The sequence below is a fragment of the Candidatus Accumulibacter necessarius genome (genome assembly GCF_036625085.1).
On sequence record NZ_JAZKUM010000002.1, the window covers coordinates 756737 to 777705 of the forward strand.

At 60.8% G+C, this 20969-nt stretch carries 13 protein-coding genes and 4 pseudogenes; all 17 read left to right on the forward strand.

Going from position 1 to position 20969, the window contains the following annotated elements:
• The first annotated feature begins 17 nt into the window (after nt 1–17).
• The 17 genes and pseudogenes from V5B44_RS07880 to V5B44_RS07960 all read left to right on the forward strand — a co-directional run bounded on the left by V5B44_RS07880 (nt 18) and on the right by V5B44_RS07960 (nt 20863).
• Nucleotides 18–884 carry an XrtA system polysaccharide deacetylase gene (locus tag V5B44_RS07880; RefSeq protein ID WP_332358522.1) on the forward strand — a complete coding sequence of 289 codons (867 nt, stop codon included), beginning with the start codon at nt 18–20 and terminating at the stop codon, nt 882–884.
• On the forward strand, nt 881–1966 hold the full coding sequence (locus V5B44_RS07885) for a FemAB family XrtA/PEP-CTERM system-associated protein (protein ID WP_332358523.1): 1086 nt from the start codon (nt 881–883) through the stop codon (nt 1964–1966). The genes V5B44_RS07880 and V5B44_RS07885 overlap by 4 nt, the downstream gene beginning before the upstream one ends.
• An 83-nt stretch (nt 1967–2049) precedes the next feature.
• Nucleotides 2050–3609, forward strand: a complete 1560-nt coding sequence (gene xrtA, locus V5B44_RS07890) for an exosortase A (RefSeq protein ID WP_332358524.1) — start codon at nt 2050–2052, stop codon at nt 3607–3609.
• A 5-nt stretch (nt 3610–3614) separates the two neighbouring features.
• Nucleotides 3615–4793, forward strand: coding sequence for a TIGR03088 family PEP-CTERM/XrtA system glycosyltransferase (locus tag V5B44_RS07895; protein ID WP_332358525.1), 1179 nt, complete (start codon nt 3615–3617; stop codon nt 4791–4793).
• A gap of 39 nt (nt 4794–4832) precedes the next feature.
• Nucleotides 4833–6754: pseudogene (locus V5B44_RS07900) on the forward strand (XrtA/PEP-CTERM system amidotransferase).
• A gap of 11 nt (nt 6755–6765) precedes the next feature.
• Nucleotides 6766–7978, forward strand: a pseudogene (locus tag V5B44_RS07905) (TIGR04063 family PEP-CTERM/XrtA system glycosyltransferase).
• A 15-nt stretch (nt 7979–7993) separates the two neighbouring features.
• Nucleotides 7994–8671: an asparagine synthetase B family protein gene (locus tag V5B44_RS07910; protein ID WP_332358526.1), complete on the forward strand. Its 678-nt coding sequence runs from the start codon at nt 7994–7996 to the stop codon at nt 8669–8671.
• Nucleotides 8632–10212 carry an asparagine synthetase B family protein gene (locus V5B44_RS07915; protein ID WP_332358527.1) on the forward strand — a complete coding sequence of 527 codons (1581 nt, stop codon included), beginning with the start codon at nt 8632–8634 and terminating at the stop codon, nt 10210–10212. Before V5B44_RS07910 ends, V5B44_RS07915 begins: the two co-directional genes overlap by 40 nt.
• A gap of 413 nt (nt 10213–10625) precedes the next feature.
• A pseudogene (locus V5B44_RS07920) lies at nt 10626–10916 on the forward strand (glycosyltransferase); the annotation flags it as partial.
• 213 nt (nt 10917–11129) lie between these two features.
• Nucleotides 11130–12444, forward strand: a pseudogene (locus V5B44_RS07925) (nucleotide sugar dehydrogenase).
• A gap of 11 nt (nt 12445–12455) precedes the next feature.
• On the forward strand, nt 12456–13478 hold the full coding sequence (locus V5B44_RS07930; protein ID WP_332358528.1) for a transglutaminase domain-containing protein: 1023 nt from the start codon (nt 12456–12458) through the stop codon (nt 13476–13478).
• Nucleotides 13479–13627: 149 nt separating this feature from the next.
• Nucleotides 13628–14611 carry a glycosyltransferase family 4 protein gene (locus V5B44_RS07935; protein ID WP_332358529.1) on the forward strand — a complete coding sequence of 328 codons (984 nt, stop codon included), beginning with the start codon at nt 13628–13630 and terminating at the stop codon, nt 14609–14611.
• On the forward strand, nt 14608–15987 hold the full coding sequence (locus tag V5B44_RS07940) for a phenylacetate--CoA ligase family protein (RefSeq protein ID WP_332358530.1): 1380 nt from the start codon (nt 14608–14610) through the stop codon (nt 15985–15987). The genes V5B44_RS07935 and V5B44_RS07940 overlap by 4 nt, the downstream gene beginning before the upstream one ends.
• On the forward strand, nt 15980–17299 hold the full coding sequence (locus tag V5B44_RS07945) for a putative O-glycosylation ligase, exosortase A system-associated (protein WP_332358531.1): 1320 nt from the start codon (nt 15980–15982) through the stop codon (nt 17297–17299). Before V5B44_RS07940 ends, V5B44_RS07945 begins: the two co-directional genes overlap by 8 nt.
• A gap of 24 nt (nt 17300–17323) precedes the next feature.
• Complete coding sequence (locus V5B44_RS07950) at nt 17324–18043, forward strand: class I SAM-dependent methyltransferase (protein ID WP_332358532.1); 720 nt, start codon at nt 17324–17326, stop codon at nt 18041–18043.
• 26 nt (nt 18044–18069) lie between these two features.
• Entirely contained in the window at nt 18070–19065 is a 996-nt protein-coding gene (locus tag V5B44_RS07955; RefSeq protein ID WP_332358533.1) for a polysaccharide deacetylase family protein, read from the forward strand.
• 238 nt (nt 19066–19303) lie between these two features.
• The gene (locus V5B44_RS07960; RefSeq protein ID WP_332358534.1) at nt 19304–20863 is read left to right on the forward strand and encodes a polysaccharide lyase; all 1560 of its coding nucleotides are present in this window, start codon (nt 19304–19306) and stop codon (nt 20861–20863) included.
• Nucleotides 20864–20969: the final 106 nt, after the last annotated feature.

A 20969-nucleotide genomic window follows, 5' to 3' on the forward strand; every position in this document is an offset into this window, starting at 1 on the left:
GCGGAGAGTCCCGTCAGATGCCCGGCCAGCCGATCACCAACGCCCTGACGATCGATGTCGAAGACTACTTCCAGGTCTCCGCGCTCGCGCCCTATATTCCGCGCGATCAGTGGCACCTGCGCGAGTGTCGGGTGGAACGTAACGTTGAGCGCATTCTTCTGATGCTCGAAGAACAACAGACGCGGGCCACCTTTTTTACGCTCGGCTGGATCGCCGAACGTTATCCGCATCTCGTGCGCTGCATTGTTGATGCCGGTCACGAACTGGCAAGCCACGGCTATGGTCATCAGCGTGCCAGCGACCTGAACGAAGCCGATTTTTCTGCGGACGTGGGACGTGCCAAGAAGCTCCTCGAGGATCTCTCGGGTCAGCAGGTCAGAGGCTACAGGGCGCCGAGTTTTTCGATTGGCGAAGCGAATCTCTGGGCCTTTGACTGTCTCCAGGAGGCGGGCTATTGCTACAGTTCGAGTATCTATCCGATTCGCCATGATCACTACGGTATGCCCGGCGCGCCACGCTTCGCCCATCGGGTGAACTGCGGCTTGCTGGAACTGCCGGTGACTACGGCCCGCTTTTTCGATCGGAACTGGCCGGCCAGCGGTGGCGGCTACTTCCGCTTGCTGCCGTATGCGCTGTCCCGCTGGCTGCTGCAGAAGGTCAACCAGCTCGATGGTCAGCCAGCGATCTTCTATTTCCATCCCTGGGAAATCGATGCCGCGCAGCCGCGAATCGCCGGTATCAGTGCCAAGACGCGTTTTCGCCACTATGTCAATCTGCGGCACACCGAAGGCCGGCTGAAGCGACTACTTGCCGATTTCAACTGGGGGCGGATGGACGAGGTGTTTCTCGGAGCGGATGTATCGGCGGCGGTGGTGAAACCATGAGATCGACCATTGAGGAAGTGACCCGGCTGGCTGCGGCGAGTGAGCCACTGGTTATAAAGCGCCTGGATCACGATGATCCGGTTGCGGTGACGCGCTGGGATGCCTTCGTCCAGGCGTGTCCGGAAGCCACTTTTTTCCACAGATCGGGATGGCAGAGGATCCTGCGTGAGGTTTTCGGTCATCCAACGCATTTCCTCTACGCCGAGCGTGCTGGTGTGGTCGAAGGCGTTTTGCCGCTGGCCCAGGTGAAAAGCCGGCTCTTCGGGAACTCAATGGCCTCGCTGCCGTTTGCTGTCTATGGCGGTGTGGCAGCCAGCACTCCGGCAGCGGTCGAGGCCTTGGAGCGGGAAGCGCAGGCGACAGCTGGGCGCCTTCGCGTCGATCACCTGGAAATGCGCAATTTGCGGCAACGTCACCCGGAATGGCCGACGCAGGCGCTCTACGTCAGTTTTCGCAAGGAGATTGCGCCCGAGGTGGAGGCCAACATGCAGGCCATCCCGCGCAAACAGCGGGCGATGGTGCGAAAGGGGATCAAGAATGGTCTGCGGAGCGAGATCGACCCCGATCCTGGACGCTTCTTTGCCCTCTATGCCGACAACGTTCACCGGCATGGGACACCGGCCCTGCCTCGACGCTATTTCGATGCCCTGCAGCGGGTCTTCGCCAACGACTGTCAAGTGCTGACCGTTGTGGACGGCTCAGGGCGTTCGCTGAGCAGTGTCCTGAGCTTCTATTTTCGCGATGAGGTACTGCCCTATTACGCCGGTGACGCGCTGTCGGCGCGCGAACTGGCGGCCAACGACTTCAAGTACTGGGAGTTGATGCGCCGCGCCTGCGAGCGTGGGCTGAAGGTTTTCGACTACGGCCGCAGCAAGCAGGGCACCGGCTCCTATGCCTTCAAGAAGAACTGGGGCTTCGAGCCGCAACCGCTGTTCTACGAGTATTGCCTGTATCGCCGTGAAGCCATCCCGCAGAATAACCCTTCGAATGCCAAGTACCGTCTGCTGATCAATACCTGGCGGCGGATGCCGATCGGCCTGGCCAACTGGCTTGGGCCGTTCATTGTGCGCAACCTGGGTTGAGTGACCCTGGGGATGATTTTGTCCGGCGTTGATCGCGCGGAATTGATCGTTGCTGACCACACCTGTTTGCCGAAAGCAAGTCCATGAACCAAGCTGCCGCGAGCCCGACATTGTCTTCCACCAGCCCCGCCTGGCGCATTGCCGTACCCACGCTGGCGCTGACCCTGCTGATGATCCTGGTGCTTTTCCGCGAAACTGCGCTCGACATGGCGGCGATCTGGGGGCGCTCCGACACCTATGCGCACGGGATGATCGTGCCACCGATCACGCTCTGGCTAGTCTGGCGGGTGCGCTCAAGGATTGCCGTACTGGCGCCCAGAGGCAGCTTTCTCGCCGTCCTGCTATTGGCTGGCGCCGGCTTTGGTTGGTTGCTTGGCGAACTGGCCGCAGTCAATGCGCTTTCCCAGTTTGCGCTGACAGCGATGCTGATCTTCGCCGTGCCGGCGGTGCTTGGCTGGACGGTCGCGCGCCGCATCGCCTTCCCGCTGTTCTTTCTGCTCTTCGCCGTTCCTTTCGGTGACTTCACCCAGCCCAAGCTGATGGAATGGACGGCACACGCCACTGTGTTTGGGTTACGCCTCACCGGAGTTCCGGTGTTCAGCGAAGGGCAGAACCTGGTGATTCCCTCGGGCAGCTGGTCGGTTGTCGAGGCGTGTAGCGGGGTCCGCTATCTCATTGCCTCGGTCACCGTAGGAACGCTCTTTGCTTATCTCACCTATTCCTCCTTGAAGCGGCGACTGCTGTTTGTCAGCGTTTCGATCATTGTGCCGATCATCGCCAATTGGCTGCGCGCCTACATGATCGTGATGCTCGGCCATTTGTCCGGCAACAGGCTGGCTGTCGGCGTCGACCATCTGATCTACGGCTGGGTATTCTTCGGCGTCGTGATCCTGGCCATGTTCTGGATTGGGGCGCGCTGGCGGGAGGACGAGCCGGACGTGGTACCCACGTCGTTGTCGACGAGTGGGGTGACCGTTGGTGGCATGCCAGCCGTTGCCTCGGTGGTGGTCGCAGCCGTTGTCACCGTTCTGGTGGCGGCACTATGGCCGCTCGCGCAAAGGCAGATCGATCAACAAACGGCGCAGCCGGTCAGTCAGATTTCTCCCCTTGAGCCGATCGTCGGCTGGCATGAAACTCGCGAAGGTTTGTACGACTGGTCGCCAAGGTTCGAGAACTACGCGGCGAGTACGCGAATGATCCTTGAGAAAGACAGGAAGCTGGCAGGGCTTTTTATGGCCTACTACCGCAATCAGGACCAGCAGCACAAGCTGGTCACTTCATCGAATGTTCTGGTTGCCAGCGACGACCGGGTGTGGTCGAGAGTCGGCGGCGGCACGCGAGAAATCTCCTTCAACCAGCAGCCGCTCAAGATTCGAACGACAAGTCTGCGGGGACCCGGCAGCACGCAGATGGTCGTCTGGCAGTGGTACTGGATTAACGGGCGCTGGACCTCCAGCGATGTTCTGGCGAAGGCGTATACGGCATTTTCTCGGCTGACCGGTCGGGGGGACGATTCGGCAGTGATCATACTGTACGCGCGGCAGACCCAGCCTGGCGAAGCGGAGGCGATACTCGATGCCTTTGCCGATGCGGCCGGCGAGGTGATCGAAACCGCGCTGCGGCGGACGGCTGATTCAAGGTGACGACGGTGCACGACCTGCGTCCGCTGGTTGCCCATGTGGTCTATCGATTCGACGTTGGCGGCCTCGAGAATGGCCTTGTCAATCTCATCAATTACATGCCCTCGGATACGTATCGCCATGTTGTGATTTCCCTTACCGAGATCACCGATTTCCGGCGACGAATAGGGCGTGACGACGTGCAATTTTTTGCGCTGAAAAAGCCGCCGGGACACTCGATCTGGATCTATCCACAGTTGTTCAGGCTGTTCAGGGACTTGCGCCCGGTGATCGTGCACAGTCGCAATCTGGCCGCCCTGGAGGTCGCAGTGCCGGCCTGGGCGGCGGGTGTGCCGGTGCGCATCCATGGCGAACACGGCCGTGACGTGGGCGATCTCGATGGTTCAAACAGGAAATATCAGTGGCTGCGTCGCTGCTACCGGCCGTTCGTGACGCATTACATAGCGCTGTCGCGCGATCTCGAGCACTATTTGACATCGCGAGTCGGCATATTGCCCAGGAAGGTGTCCCAAATCTACAACGGAGTCGATACCCTACGTTTTTCTCCGGCCGAAACCCGTCAGCCGATTGCCGGTTGCCCATTTTCCGATCCGATGTGTTGCTTGATCGGTACCGTCGGACGCATGCAGGTCGTCAAGAATCAGACAGCACTGGCAGAGGCTTTCATCCGGGTGCTGAAGACATTTCCCCAGTTGGGGGGCAGTCTGCGACTCGTGATGATCGGCGACGGGCCACTGCGTGCGCAAGCGCAGGCTCTGCTCGAGCAGGCGGGTGTGGCCGAATTGGCGTGGCTGCCGGGCGAGCGCGACGATGTGCCAGAAATCCTGCGCGGACTGGATTGCTTCGTGCTGCCCTCGCTTGCTGAGGGCGTATCGAACACCATCCTGGAAGCGATGGCCAGTGCCTTGCCGGTGATAGCCACGGACGTCGGCGGCAACGGTGAATTGGTTGAATCGGGTCGGACCGGCCAGTTGGTTGAGCCTGCCGATATAGATGCGATGGCTCAGAAAATTGCAGCCTACGCGATCGATCCCCGACGGGCGAGGGCAGCGGGAGCTGCCGGGAGGGCGGTCGTCGAGCGTCGCTTCAGCCTTGAAGCCATGACTCAGTGCTACCAGGATCTCTACGATCGACTGCTCAAGTCCCGGAGCCGAATGCCGGGTCGTAATGCATTGGTCCATCCGTAGGCCAACGCGCGACTTCAAGAAGGGAACAAAGACACATTTATGTGCGGCATTACCGGAATATTTGATACTCGTGGCCGACGTGACATTGCTCGCTCCGTGCTTACCCGGATGAACGAGTCGCAGCACCACCGTGGCCCCGATGAAGGGGGCATGCACGTGGAACCGGGCGTCGGCCTGGGTCATCGGCGGCTCTCGATCATCGACCTGTCCACCGGTCAGCAACCACTCTACAACGAGGATCAGAGCGTTTGCGTGGTGTTCAACGGCGAAATCTACAACTACCAGGAACTGATTCCCGAGTTGCTGGCGCTTGGCCACGTCTTCCACACGCGCAGCGACACCGAGGTTATCGTGCACGCTTGGGAAGCATGGGGCGAGGAGTGTGTTCGCCGTTTTCGTGGCATGTTCGCCTTTGCCCTCTGGGATCGCAACCGCGAAACCCTCTTCCTGGCGCGCGACCGCTTGGCTGTCAAACCGCTCTACTACGCGCTGCTGCCCGATGGGAGCTTTATCTTCGGCTCCGAGCTCAAGTCGCTGCTGGCGCATGGCGGACTGGCACGCGACATCGATCCGCTGGCGGTCGAGGAATACTTCGCGCTCGGCTACGTGGCCGAGCCAAGGACGATCTTCCGTCAGGCCAGAAAGCTGCCGCCAGCCCACACGCTGACGCTGCGTCGCGGGCTGCCGGTGCCTGAGCCGCGGGAGTACTGGGACGTACGTTTCAGTCTCGACAGCCGCTGCTCGCTGACCGAAGCCTGCGCGCAGCTGGACGAGAAGCTCGGCGAGTCGATTCGCCTGCGGATGATCTCGGAAGTGCCGCTCGGCGCGTTTCTCTCCGGAGGCGTCGATTCCAGTGCCGTCGTCGCCCTGATGGCTTCTCAGTCGGCAGAGCCAGTCAACACCTGTTCGATTGCCTTTGACGACCCCGCGTTCAACGAAGCCGCCTTCGCCCAGACGGTCGCTGACCGCTATCGAACCAACCATCACTGCGACCTGGTCGCCAGCGACGACTTCGACCTGATCGACACGCTGGCCACGCTGTATGACGAACCCTATGCCGATAGCTCGGCAATCCCGACCTACCGGGTCTGTCAACTGGCACGAAAACATGTGACGGTGGCCCTCTCGGGCGATGGCGGTGACGAGACTTTTGGGGGTTATCGCCGTTATCGCCTGCACCTGATGGAAGAACGACTGCGTTCAGCTCTGCCGCATGGTATTCGCCAGCCGCTGTTTGGCCTGCTCGGCCGCGTTTTCCCGAAGGCGGACTGGGCGCCGCGCATGTTCCGCGCCAAGACGACGTTTGAAGGGATGGGGCGTACCTCCGTTGAGGCCTACTTCCATTCCGTGTCTATCCTGCGTGGCCCGATGCGGACCAAGCTCTTTACTGATCGTTTCCGGAGTGAGATCGACGGCTACAGCGCGCAGGAAGTCTTTCGGTCTCATGCCGAGCGAGCCGGTACCGATGATCCCCTGGCCTTGATCCAGTACCTTGATCTCAAGACCTATCTGGTGGGCGACATCAATACCAAGGTCGACCGCGCCAGCATGGCTCACTCGCTTGAGGTGCGCGAGCCGCTGATGGATCACGAACTGGTCGAATGGATGGCGACGCTGCCCTCATCGCTCAAGGTGCGAGGCCAGGAAGGCAAGTTCCTCCTGAAGGAGGCGATGAAGCCGCGGCTGCCCCAGGACATCCTTTTTCGCCCGAAGATGGGCTTTGCCGTGCCGCTCGCCCGCTGGTTCCGCGGCCCGCTCAGGGAACGCGTTCGGCAGGCGGTCCTGGGCCCCGCCTGGCGGCGACCGGCTGGTTCAATCAGGATTACCTGCGCCATCTCGTCGATGCCCATCAGTCGGGAGCGAGCGATTACAGTTCGCCCTTGTGGACGCTGCTGATGTTCGAGGCCTTTCTGCGCAACGTGCTTGACGCACCAACCGTGGGCATCGCGCCCCGGGGCTGACCGGCGACGAGATGAGCCTGCGTATTCTGCATGTCCTCGACCACTCCTTGCCGCTGCACAGTGGCTACAGCTTCCGTACGCTGGCCATCCTGCGCGAGCAACGCGCGCTGGGCTGGCAGACCGCTCATCTGACGACACCCGAAGCAGGGTTCCGGGACACAACCTTCAGGAAGAGGTCGATGGCTGGCTTTTTCATCGCACACCGAATGCCGGGGGCAACGGCCTGCTCAGCCAGATGCGACTGACTGCCGCTCGCCTGCGGGAGGTCGTGCTGATGACGAAAGCCGGATGTCATTCACGCCCATTCGCCGGTGCTCAATGCTCTGCCGAGTCTGTGGGTCGGGCGTCGCCAGCGTTTGCCGGTGGTCTACGAAATGCGCGCCTCCTGGGAGGACGCGGCGGTCGATCATGGCACGACGCAGGAGGGCAGTCTGCGCTACCGCACTCGCGGTCCCTTGAGAGCCTCGCGCTGCGTCACGCCGATCAGGTCACGACGATCTGTGAGGGCCTGCGTGGCGACATCGCCAGCCGCGGCATCCCACCGGAGCGCATCACGGTGATCCCGAACGCCGTAGACGTGAGCCTGTTCCGTCTCGACACCGAGCCGGATGCCGAACTTCGCCGTTCGTTGGGACTCGATGGCGCGACGGTCGTTGGCTTTGCCGGCTCCTTCTATGGCTATGAAGGGCTAGACCTGCTGATCGAGGCGGTCCGCCAGATGCTGCCCCGGCATCCGCAGCTGCGGGTGCTGCTGGTCGGCGGCGGACCGCAGGAAGCAATCTGAAGGCGCAGGTGGTTGCCGCTGGTTTGCAGGAGCACGTGATTTTCACCGGTCGGGTACCGCACGCCGAAGTGCAACGTTATTACGAATTGATCGACGTCCTCGCCTACCCGCGTCTGCCGATCCGGCTGACCGAACTGGTCACGCCGCTCAAGCCGCTTGAAGCCATGGCGCAGGGACGGATGCTTGTCGCTTCCGATGTCGGCGGGCACCGCGAGTTGATTCGCCATGGTGAAACCGGCTTCCTGTTCCGCGCCGGCGACGCCGCTGCTCTCGCTGGGGCAATCGACGATGTTCTCGTCCGACGCCCGTTCTGGCCAAAGTTCCGTGAACAGGCGCGCCGCTTTGTCGAGGTCGAGAGGACCTGGGCCAGCAGCGTGGCGCGCTATCGTGAGGTCTACCGCCGGGCTCTGGCCCGCCATGACCGCAGCCCAACCATCTGATCCAGAGGCCTCATCGTGTGTGGCATTCACGGCATCTATCGTTTTGACGGGCTGAGCGTCGAGCCCGGTATTCTCTCGGCCATGGGCGATCGCACGCGGCATCGTGGTCCCGACGACGAGGGTAGTCATGTCGACGGCCCCTGCGGCATCGCCATGCGCCGGCTGTCGATTATCGACCTCGCGGGTGGCCACCAGCCGTTGTCGAACGCCGACGAAACGCTGTGGTTGGTGTGCAACGGCGAGATCTACAATTTCCGCGAACTGCGGGGCGAACTGCAGGCCAAGGGTTATCGCTTCAAGACCGGTTCCGACTGTGAAGTGCTGTTGCATCTCTACGACGCCGAGGGCGACGACTTCATTCACAGGCTGAACGGCATGTTCGACTTCGCGCTCTGGGACGCGCGTCGGCGGCGACTGCTGATCGGCCGCGACCGGCTCGGCGTGAAGCCCTTGTACGTGCTGCAGGATCGGCAGCAGCTTGCTTTTGCCACCGAAGCGAAGGCGTTGCTGGCCTTGCCCGGGGTCAGCGCTGAGCTCGACCGCCAGGTTGTCGCCGATTACCTGCACCTCGGCTACGTCGCTGCTCCCGGCTGCATCTTCAGGGAATCCGCAAGCTACCACCGGCCACCCTGCTGGCCATCGAGGATGGTCAGGTGCGCGAGTGGCGCTACTGGCGCTTGCCCGAGCGGATGACGCAAGGCGTCTCCGAGCGCGAGTGGAGCGAGCGCGTGCGGGTTCAACTCGAGGAATCGGTCCGCATGCAGATGGTCAGCGACGTACCGATCGGTGCCTTTCTCTCGGGAGGCGTCGATTCGAGTGCTGTCGTCGGTCTGATGGCTCGCCACTCGCAGCAGCCGATACGCACCTACGCCATCGGTTTCGCCGGTGGCGAAGCGGAGGCGCTGTATAACGAGCTGCCCTATGCGCGTCGGGTTGCTGAATTGTTCTCCACACAGCATCGCGAGATTCTCGTTCGGCCCGATGTCGTCGCGTTATTGCCGAAGCTGCTTTGGCACATGGATGAGCCTTTATCCGACACCGCGTTCATCACCACCTTCCTGGTCTCCGAATTCGCGCGCCAGGACGTCAAGGTGATCCTCTCCGGGGTTGGTGGCGACGAGCTCTTTGGCGGCTATCGCCGCTACCTTGGCGGGCATTACGCCATGCGCTATCGGCGCCTGCCGGAATGGCTGCGACGTTCCGCCGGCTTTGCTGCCAGGCACCTGCCGGTCGACCGTCATTCGGGCGTGCTCAACACCTTGCGCCTGGCCAAGGGTTTTCTGGCGTCAGCCGAGATGACAGCTGACGAACGGTATCGCAGCTACCTGCAGGTCCTCGACCGCCAGGCCGTCGCCGCCCTGCTGATCGAGCCTGGGAAGGCGGGACCCGATCCCCTGGAGCGGGCGTTCGCGGCGGCCGGTAACGAGGATGAGCTGAACCGGATGTTCGCCGTCGATGCCGAAACACAGTTGCCCGACGATCTGCTGCTGCTCACCGACAAGATGAGCATGGCTGTCTCGCTCGAATGCCGGGTGCCCCTGCTCGACCATCAACTGGTCGAACTCGCAGCGGCCATGCCGTTGTCGATCAAGGTGCGCCATGGCCGGCTCAAGCACCTGATGAAGGCGTCGCTGGCCGATCTGCTGCCTGACGACATCCTCAATCGCAAGAAGCGCGGCTTCGGCACGCCGATGGGCGCCTGGCTGAAGCGCGAACTGGCGCCCCTGCTGCGGCGACTGCTGGCGGCCGAGGTAGTGAACTCGCGAGGCCTGTTTCATCATTCGCTGGTTGACCGGTTGATGGCCGACCACGAAGCCAGCCGTATCGACGGTACCGACGTCCTGCTGGCCCTGATGAACCTGGAGATCTGGAGCCGGATCTATCTCGATCGCGCGACCCTGGCGATGTCGCCGACGAACTCAAGAGCTACGTCGCATGAACATCCTCTACATTTGCCACCGCTTTCCGTTTCCGCCCAAGCGGGGCGGCAAGATCCGGCCCTTCAACATGATTCGCCACCTTACGGCCAGCGGTCATCGGGTGACCGTCTGTTCGCTCGCGCGCTCGCCGCAGGAAGCCGAGGAAGGGCGGGGGATAGCACCGCACTGCGCACGTTTCGAGATGGGGCAGGTCTCCGACCCGGTGCAGACGTTGCGGATGGTCGCTCGGCTGCCGCTGCCGACGCCGTCGTCGATGGGCTATTTCTATTCGCCGTCACTCAAACAGCGCGTTGACCGGCTGTTGAGTACGAGAAAGATGGGATCTGATCTTTGTTCACTGCTCGTCGGTCGCGCAGTACGTCGAGCACGTGCGCGACGTACCGAAGATCCTCGACTTTGGCGACATGGATTCCCAGAAGTGGCTCGAGTACGCCAACTACAAGCCGTTCCCGCTGTCGCTCGGCTATCGCCTCGAAGGCAACAAGGTGCTGGCGGCCGAGAAGCGCCTGGCGACGCGCTTCGACCTGTGTACGGCGACCACGCGCGCCGAGTGGGAGACGCTCGAAGGCTATCGGCACCGGGGTGGCCACCGACTGGTTTCCGAACGGTGTCGACGCCGAGTTCTTCTGCCCGTCGGCGGCGAACCCTACGATCCGGACACGCTGAGCTTCATCGGCCGCATGGATTACTACCCGAATCAGGAGTGCATGGCGCGCTTCTGCGACCAGATCTGGCCCGTTCTAAGAACAGCGTCGCCCGCAGATCAGCTGTTGATCATCGGTGCCGACCCCTCGCCCGCGATGCGCAAACTCGGCGAGCTGCCGGGCGTCACCGTCACCGGCTCGGTGCCGGATGTACGCCCCTTCGTCCGCCAGTCGGCGCTGATGGTGGCGCCGCTCAACATCGCCCGCGGCACGCAGAACAAGATCCTCGAGGCGATGGCCATGGGCGTGCCGGTGGTCACCAGCCGGATCGCCGCCGGTGGTGTCGACGCCGAACCCGTGACACATTTCCTTGTTGCCGACAGTGCAGAGGAATATTCTGATGCCATCCTACGGGATCCTGGACAATCCGGCCGAACGGCAGCGACTGGCGCTTGCCGGCAGGCAGCGCATGCTGAGCAACCATGCCTGGCCGCACTCGATGGCAAGACTGGATCGGATCATCGATCGCTGCATCAAGAACTTTTCGCAAAGCAAAGGAAAAATCGCATGAAGATCAGCATCTTCGGCTTGGGTTACGTGGGTGCGGTGTCGCTGGCCTGTCTGTCGCGCGATGGCCACGAGGTGATCGGCGTCGATATCGACGCCGCCAAGCTCGACCTGATCATGGCCGGCAAGACACCGGTGGTCGAGGAGGGCATGGTCGACCTGATGGCTCAGGCCGCCGCCAGTGGCCGTGTCGCGGTGACCACCGATGCGCAGCGCGCGGTGCTCGACAGCGAGATTTCCCTGGTCTGCGTCGGCACGCCGTCGGCGGCCAACGGCAGCCAGGATCAGGGCGCGATCCTGCGTCTGGCGGAGGAGATGGGTAGCGCAATTGCCGGCAAGAGCACGCCGCACATTGTCGTCTTCCGCTCGACGCTGGTGCCGGGTACGGTCGAAGACGTGCTGCGGCCGATCATCGAAGCGAAGTCGGGAAAGAAGGACGGCGAGGGTTTTTTTCTCTGCTTCCAGCCGGAGTTTCTGCGCGAAGGCTCGTCGATTCGCGATTACGACAAGCCGCCCTTTACCGTCGTCGGCGCCAATCACTCCTTTCCGGTCGAGCGCCTGCGCGAGTTGTTCGGCAAGCTGTCCTGTCGCTTCATCGAAACCTCGGTCCGTTCGGCCGAGATGATGAAATACTGCTGCAACAATTTCCATGCCCTCAAGATCACCTTCGCCAATGAAACCGCTCGCCTTTGCGACGCGCTCGGCGTTGATGCCTTCGAGGTCATGGACCTGGTCTGCCAGGACACGCAGCTCAACATCTCAAGGCCTATCTCAAGCCAGGATTTGCCTTCGGTGGTTCCTGCCTGCCAAAGGACCTGCGCGCGACCACCTACCTGGCGAAGATCCACGACGTCGAAGTCCCGATGCTGGCCGGCATCATGCAGTCGAACCGTCATCATCTGGACCTGGCGCTGCGCAAACTGCTGGCGCTGGGCAAACGGAGAATCGGTTTCATCGGCCTGTCGTTCAAGACCGGCACCGACGACCTGCGGGAGAGCCCCTTGGTGACGCTGGCCGAACAGTTGATCGGCAAGGGCATGCAACTGTCCATCTACGACCCCGAGGTCCATCTGGCCAGCCTCTGGGGGCGAACCGCAGCTTCATCGAGAAGCATCTGCCGCATATCGGGCAGATGATGCGCTCCGGGATCGAGGAGGTCATTGCCGAATCCGAGGTCTTGGTGATTGGTCTCTCTGGGCGGGAGGTCGCCGACAGGCTGGCCAGCCTGTGCCGCCCGGAACAGGTGCTGCTCGATCTCGTCAGGCTACCCGACCCGGCGGCGATTCCGGCGCGGGTTGAGGGGCTATGCTGGTAGGAAGCAGTAGCATGTCGGATCCGGCCCGTTTCTGGCGCCGAAGCGTCTGGATCAGCCTGCTCGTGCTGTTGCTGTCGCTGCTGTCGCTGGCGCCGTACCTGACGAGTTCGACTGAACTCGTCCGCATGCGCCACGCACTGCTCCTCTCCGATAGCAGCAACGGAGGCTTTAGCTGGACGCCGGCAAACCTGCCGGCAGACTTCCTGCTCGAGGGTGCTCCGCCTTATCCGCTGTTTGTCGACGTGGTCAGTAGCCTTGGCTTGGAAGAGATGCCTTCGGATTGGGAACGGGCGCTGGCCATCAGCCGACATTTGCTCGGTTCAAACCCGGTGCTGTCGGGTGGCGCAATCCAGTCCGACCTGCTCGATACCTACCGACGGATCGTTGGTAACGGAGAAGGGTATTGCGGCGATTTTGTGCGCGTTTTCCTGGGGCTGGCGATTGCCGCGGGCATCCCGGTGAGAGCCTGGGCTTTCTCGTTTGACGGCTTCGGTGGCCACGGCCATATCTTGGCGGAGATCTGGAATCGTCAACTCGGGCGCTGGCAACTGGTGGATATCTACAACAACTATTACTTTGTCGGCGTAAAGGGCGTGCCGCTGTCCGCCCTCGAGGTTCGCCGAGCCATGCTCGAAGAACCGGCGTCGTTGCAGTTTGAGCCATTGCATCCCGGCGCGCGACCCGGACATGCGATTGAAAGCAAAGCGCGGGACTACTATCGTCGGGGTCTCCGCGAATGGTTGATGGTGTGGGGCAACAATGTCTTCTCCTATGACCGGGCGCTGCTGGTCCGCGCTTTTGGGCCATTTTCTCGTTCGCTGGAACAGCTTGGCGGTATTGCCCAGGGTGTGTATCCAGGCATCAGGATTCTTGCAGAACCCGATAACCAGGCACAGGTTGACGCCATTCACCGCGTCCGTTGCCATCTGTTGCTTGTTGGTGCTGCGGCTCTTGTTGCGCTGCTGGCACTGCTGATTTCTCTTGCCGGCTGGTGGCGAGCCAGGCGGGATCTGACGTTGCGGAGCGAATCGTGAATACGAGGGCTGACAAAGCGGGGCAGGCTGTTGTCGATGGTACGACGCACTGCCGGCCGTCTGCGTCGTCGGGCCGTTGCCACCGCCGTCCGGAGGCATGGCAAACCAATGCGAGCAACTGGTTCGTCTGTTGGCTGCTGAAGGCGTCCATGTCGAACTGGTTCGTACCAATTCGCCCTATCGACCGGCCTGGGTGGGGGCGCCTGCCGTTGATCCGTGCGGGTGTTCGTCTGCTGCCTTATCTTCTGCATCTCTGGCAGGCCGCCGCCCGGGCGGGGGTGATGCACATTCTGGCAAATTCTGGCTGGGCCTGGCATCTGTGCGCAGCTCCTGCGATGCTTGTTGCCCGACTGCGGAAAACTCCTGTCATCATCAATTATCGGGGCGGGAATGCCGACACCTTCTTCGCTGCCGCACCTCGGCATGTGCTCCGCACGCTCGCCCGGGCGTCGCTGAGGGTGACCCCGTCGACCTTTCTGCGCAGGGTATTTTCCCGCCACGGACTGACTGCGGAAGTGATCCCCAACATCATCGATCTTTCACGTTTTGCGCCTGCACCACCACGATCGTTCGGCGACGCGCCACAACTCGTGGTCACTCGCAATCTGGAACCGATCTACGACATGCCGACCGCAATCCATGCCTTTGCCCGGATCAAGCAGGCTTTTCCGCAGGCGCGTCTGACCCTTGCCGGCAGTGGGCCCGACCTTGCGCGTCTACAGCGGCTGGTGGCCGAAATCGGTTTGCAGGGCAGCGTTCACTTCTCCGGGCGCGTCGCCAACGCAGACATGCCAGAGCTTTACGCCTCGGCTGATTGTATGCTCAATCCGAGTACGGTCGACAACATGCCGATCTCGATTCTCGAGGCCTTCGCCAGCGGCGTGCCGGTGGTCAGTACCTGTGCGGGTGGAATTCCCGATCTGATTGAGGAGGGAGTCAGTGGTTTACTGGTGCCAATCGGTGATCACAAGGCGATGGCGCAAGAAGTTCTCCGCGTCCTGCAGGATGCTGGCTTGGCCATGGCTCTCAGACAAGCTGGTTTGGCACAAGCGAGACAATACGCCTGGCCACAGGTACGAAGGCAGTGGCTCGACGCTTATCGTCGAGCGGTTGTAGCAAGGAGAACCCCTTGAGTCTGTATACCGCATTGTGTTCACATGCCCTGTTTCCTCTTCATGAGTACCTCAAGGGGCACGACTCGGTGGCGCGCCGCAAGAGGTTGGAAGAAAGCCAGTGGTGGTCGGCCCAACAGATCGAGGACGATCGGGCGCTGCGTTTGCGAGAGTTTCTTATCGACATTGGGGCGCGGGTTCCGTATTACGGCGACTTGTTCGGGCGTCTTGGCTTTGATCCGGGTTCTGTCCGCTCAACGGACGACCTTGTTGCGCTGCCACTGCTTGGCAAGCCGGAGATCCGCGCCAATGTCGAGCGCCTCAAGGCCGATGGCCATGGTGCACTGACGCGCTACAACACCGGCGGTTCTTCTGGAGAACCCCTCATCTTTTACATGGGCAAGGGCCGAAAGAGCCACGATGTGGCTGCCAAATGGCGCGCCACACGCTGGTGGGATGTTGACATCGGTGACTCGGAACTGGTGGTCTGGGGTAGCCCCATTGAGATCGGTGCACAGGACCGCGTCCGGCGTTTTCGCGACGGACTGATGAGAAGTCACCTGTTGCCGGCCTTCGAAATGTCGCCGAAGAACCTCGACCGCTTCGTGGATACCATTCAAGCCAGGCGCCCGACGATGCTCTTCGGTTACCCCTCCAGCCTTTCGCTGATCGCGCGTCATGCTCGGCGGAGGAATCTGGAGATGAACGAACTGGGGATCCGGGTGGTTTTCGTCACTTCCGAAAAGCTTTACGACGAACAACAGGCGTTGATCAACGAGGTTTTTGGTTGTCCGGTGGCAAATGGCTACGGGGCGCGCGATGCCGGGTTCATCGCCCACCAGTGCCCGTCTGGCAGTCTACATATCAGTGCCGAGGACATCATTGTAGAAACTGTACGTTCCGACGGCACGCCGAGCGCCCGCGGCGAGGCGGGGGAAATCGTTGTCACGCACTTGGCGACCGCAGATTTTCCTTTTGTCCGCTACCGGACTGGCGATATTGGCGTTCTTGGTGACAAGCCCTGTGCTTGCGGTCGTGGTCTGCCGGTACTTGAAGAAGTTCGAGGTCGTACTACCGACTTCGTCGTGGCTCATGACGGCACGATAATGCACGGCCTGGCGCTGATCTATACCGTGCGCGATCTTCCGGGTGTCGAGCGCTTCCGGATTGAGCAGGTGTCGATCGATCAAACCATAGTCAGGCTGGTTGCCGGGCCTGCCTTTGATCGGGCTGCCGAGGAACGGATTGTCACGGATTTCAAGGCCAGACTGGGCGAGATGGTCGATATTCGCGTCGAGAAAGTGTCGGACATCGCCAACGAGTCTTCAGGCAAGTTCCGCTATGTGGTGAGTCAGGTAAAGGGCTTCGGGCTCGGTCAGGAGGTTGGCGGTGCGTGATATCTTGCTGACGGTGATCATCGTCGGCCTGCTGCCATTCATCTTGCGAAGCCCGCGGATCGGTGCCTATGTCTGGGCGTGGATTTCGCTGATGATCCCGCACCGCGCCGCATTCGGCTTTGCGCGTACGATGCCTTTTGCTCAGATGGTGGCGCTTGCCACGCTGGTGTCCTTCCTGTTCTCGCGCGAGCGCCGCCCATTCCCGGTAAACAGCATCACGGTAACGTACGTGGGCCTGATGCTGTGGATGTCGTTTACGTCGTTCTTTGCGATCAATACTTGGGACGTTGTTTTCGATCGCTGGCTGTTCGTGCTGAAAATCCACGTGATGATGTATGTGACCTTGATGCTGCTTCGTGGCCGTGAGCAGATAGAGCGCCTGATCTGGGTGGTGACTCTCTCGATCGGATTTTATGGGATCAAGGGTGGGGTGTGGACCGTGTTGACAGGCGGCGGCGGGCGCGTCTGGGGTCCGTCCGGCGGGATGGCCTATGAAAATAACGCTCTGGGTCTGGCCCTTGTCGTACTGCTGCCGTTCTTCTACTACCTGCACCAGGTGTCTATCCGACGCGTGTTGCGTCTGAGTCTGGTTTTCTGCATCGTGGCGATTACCTTTTCCATCCTGGGTAGTCAGTCCCGAGGCGCACTGCTTGCCCTGGCCGGCATGGCGGTTTTCCTGGGCTTCAAGAGCAACCGGCCGGCTCTGACGACGACTCTGCTGGCGTGTTGCGTCGCTGCCGCTGTCCTTTTCATGCCAGACTCCTGGACCGGGCGCATGAAAACCATCGAAAACTACGACGAGGATGTCTCGGCAATGTCGCGGATCTATACTTGGAAAACCATGTGGGCGCTGGCGCTTGATCGCCCAATCGTTGGCGGAGGTTTCGTCGTTAACACGAGGACAGTGTTTGCCATTTATGCTCCGGCCGAGGGCGCCGGCGCCTACAAAGGGGGCCAGTCCTTTGTTGCCCACAGCATTTACTTCCAGATGCTGGGGGAGCACGGTTTCCCCGGTCTGGGCCTGTTCCTGCTTCTTGGCTTTACGACGTGGCGAAGGGCGGCGAGGATAGCCAGTCAAACGAAAGATCAACGAGAATACGGGCTTTGGGTACCCCTGCTGATGAGAATGGTACAGGTCAGTCTGGCGGGTTTTGCAGTGGGCGGGGCTTTCCTGAGCTTGGCGCACTTCGATCTAATTTATTACATTATCTCTTTTGTGGTGCTTGTCGATGCTACGTTGCGCGAACAGAACACGGCTGCCAGCGCAACATCCCCGAGTCAGGCGTCGCCAGCCATCGCGAGTACCCCATGATTTGCACACCGTAGGTATACCCATATGACTACCCTGTCCGAAACACTTCTGCGCAAACACTATGCGAACAACCAGCATCCCTATCAAGTCTACGAGAAGCATGTCGACACCCTATTGTCCCCTGGTGCTGCACTCCTGGACGCCGGGTGTGGTCGTACTGTCCCGGTTCTAAGAAAGTACCTAGGGCGAGCAGGGCGCTTGATTGGTGTCGACCTGGTCACCTTTACCGGTGTTCCGCCTGGCATCGACACCTTTAATGCTGACCTATCGGACATGCCCCTGCCCGATGCCAGTTTAGACCTCATCATGTCGCGAAGCGTGTTCGAGCATCTGACAGACCCCGAGGCGGTCTACAGAGAGTTCTCGCGCGTCTTGCGTCCAGGGGGCGCCGTGGTCTTCCTGACTGCCAACATGTGGGATTACGGCACCCTGGCTGCGCGCCTGATCCCCAACCGCTTTCATGCCCGGATTGTCAGTCGGGTTGAGGGCAGGGCGGAGGAAGACACTTTTCCGACGGCCTACCTGACCAATACACGGGCGGATGTCGAGTGCCTCGCGGACTCTGCGGGGTTGGCTGTCGAGTCATTCGAGTACTTGAGCCAATACCCGAACTATCTGATGTTCAACGGAGCGCTGTTCTTCCTGGGTATGTGTTACGAGAAACTGATCAGCCGCTTCGAGCTCTTGCGCTTCCTGCGCGGATGGATCCTAGTGACCCTACGCAAGCCGGGTCTGGGTAGCTGACGTACGATGCCAGCGATGGAGTTCCCTTGGACCGGCTAGTTTCTGCCGCCAGCAGGATTGCCCATCGCGGGTACAACCTTGTTGCCGGGCCGCGGCTGTCGATCCTGATTTACCACCGGGTGCACGCTCGGGCCGACACCGTTTTTCCGGACGAGCAGGATGCGGTCCGCTTTGAGCGACTTATGCGCTTCGTTGCGCGCAGCTTCACCGTCATGACCCTGAGTCGTGCTGTTTCGGCACTCCAGCGAGGGGACTTGCCACCACGGGCGCTGGTAGTGACCTTTGACGATGGGTATGCAGACAACGCGGAGGTGGCGCTACCGATCCTGCAACGCTGCGGCTTGGCGGCAACCTTTTTCGTTTCAACAGGATTCCTGGATGGCGGCAGGATGTGGAACGACTCGGTGATCGAGATCGTGCGGGCCTGTCGCCACGGGGCGATTGATCTCGAGGACTTTGGTTTTGGCCGTTGTTCGTTGGCGGGGCTGGCAGAGCGAAGAGCAGTTATCGGGAGGCTGCTACCCCACATCAAGTACCTGCAAGTAGGCGAGCGAGAAGATGCCATTGCCCGCTTGCACAAATTGAGTGGGTTGGCCGAACTGCCAGATCATCTGATGATGCGTTCTGAGCAGGTACGGCAGTTGCACCAAGCTGGTATGGAAATTGGGGCCCATACGGTTCAGCATCCCATTCTCACGACGCTGGCGCCGACCGAAGCCGAACACGAAATTACGGCCGGGCGCAACCGTCTGCAGGAAATCATCGACGCTCCGGTAGATGTGTTTGCCTACCCGAATGGCAAGCCAGAGCGTGACTATGACCACAGCCACGTTGAACTGCTCAGGCGACTCGGCTTTGCTGCTGCGGTCAGCACAGCCCCCGGTGTTGCGCGGATTGGCGACGACTTTCTCCAGTTGCCGAGGTTTACACCCTGGGGTCCCGCGCTTGTGACGTGGGCGACACGGTTACTTGTGCATCAGACAAGTACCAGCTACGAAGTCGCTGTTGCTCCAAGGGGCTGACTTCCGGCATGATGACAACAGCCGAAGCTGGCGATGAACGACGGCAAGACCAAAGGCTTCCGTCGCGAACGTCGCAAGAGATTCACCAGTTTCGGCCGGTGCTAGCTGTCTATGGCTTGTATGCTATCGGATCCCACTCGTGGGCATCTTCGGACTGGCCAGTTAGAGGTGGATTGCCGGCCTCGCACCGAGCTACCGATGATCCCTTCGAGATCCTTTTCTGGCAAGGTGAGCTAGAGTGAATGCCTTTCCCGCTCTTGGTCGATTTTCTCAGATGACTCTGCGTATCTTGTCGTGTGCAGCACTGGTTCTCGCCGTGGCAATCGTTCATGCTGCAACCAGCGGCCACGAGCTGGCCCCAGGGCAAGAAATCGTGGAACGTAAGGCTCTTTATGAAGGCGAAGGTGGCGCATCGTGCTCTCATTTTTTGGGAGACGTTCTCGCGTGGCAGCGTGTCGGGGGAGACTGGCGCGATGCTCGCGGCAAGCTTTTTGGTGATCAACCCTACGCCGAGGCTGCGCCTGGTCCCTCTGGTGCAAGCTGGGACGTGACACCCTTGATGCGGAAGTGGGGAGACGCCAGCGTTCGGAGGGGGACTTTTGCAGTACGTTCCGTCGCAGGGAGTGGCTTCGCCACGTTCCACAGCCGCGAAGCCAAGAGTTCCGCGGACTGGCCAACGCTTGTTCTGGAACTGGCCGGTGGACGCCGGGAAACGCTCAAACCCACGGCCGATGCGCACCTTGACTGCTCGACGTACAAAGCACTTGGCCGGGCAAACATTCTGCAGATCATGGGGTCTCGGCTCGTTCTTCTGCAGTTTCAGATTCCGACAACAGCTTCTGGACGGAATCTCGTTCGTGCGCAGCTCGTACTGTCAAGCCCGACTCCGCCCGGAGGTGGCGCCCTGCGCATCGGCATTTTTGAAATGGAAACACCATCGTTCCCAGCATCTCCCGTGCGCGATGGGCTTGCGGCAGGCTATGCGGCGGATAAGGGAATCGAGCATAGCCCCGACGTTGTATTTGCTGCCGGCTTTGACGAGTGGCTCGGCTGGAGGTCGCGCTGGGCAAAGGATTCGGCCGGTGAATTCGACGTGGTGAAAGAGGATTCGGCGCGTTACTTCGAACCGTTAGTTGGGAAAGCCCTGCGCGTCAACCTCAAGAAAGGCAGCAACTATGGTGCTGACCTGCGTCTTTACCTGAGGGAACTTGGTGGTGAAGTGGACGAACTTTTTTTTCGGTACTATCTGCGACTTGCCGATGATTGGGATCCGAAGGTTGATGGAGGCAAGCTGCCGGGCTTGGCGGGCACCTATGGCAAGGCCGGCTGGGGGGGCAGACGTTCCGATGGGACGAATGGGTGGGCATTGCGTGGGGCTTTCCTCAAAGCCTTTCCGTCGGATCATCCGATGCAAGGCCTTACCCAGCTGGCAACCTACGCTTATCATGCGGACATGAAGACCAATTATGGGGATTTCTGGATTTGGCCAGGGGCACTTCTTCAGCGCAATCGCTGGTATTGCATAGAGCAACAGGTCCGCTTGAATCGTCCCGGGATGGCCGATGGCGAGCTCAGGGTGTGGGTGGACGGACGTTTGGTGGTGGAGCGTCAGAATATCCGTTTGAGGAACGTCGACCAGCTTCGGATAGAGACGGTCTGGCTGGATGTTTATCATGGTGGTGTCGCACGGTCGCCGTACGATCAGCATCTGTATGTGGACAATGTGGTGGTTGCGCGCCGCTACATTGGTCCGATGATGCAGAACTCAATAAGCTCAAATAATGCAGCCAGCAAGTGAGTCTGCACAGTCCTCCCGGTGGTACGGGAAGTTCTCTTGGCATAAGGTTGGGCGGCATGATTTCCTCGGATATATATATTCCCTTCACTGTCACAAGTGCACCTTC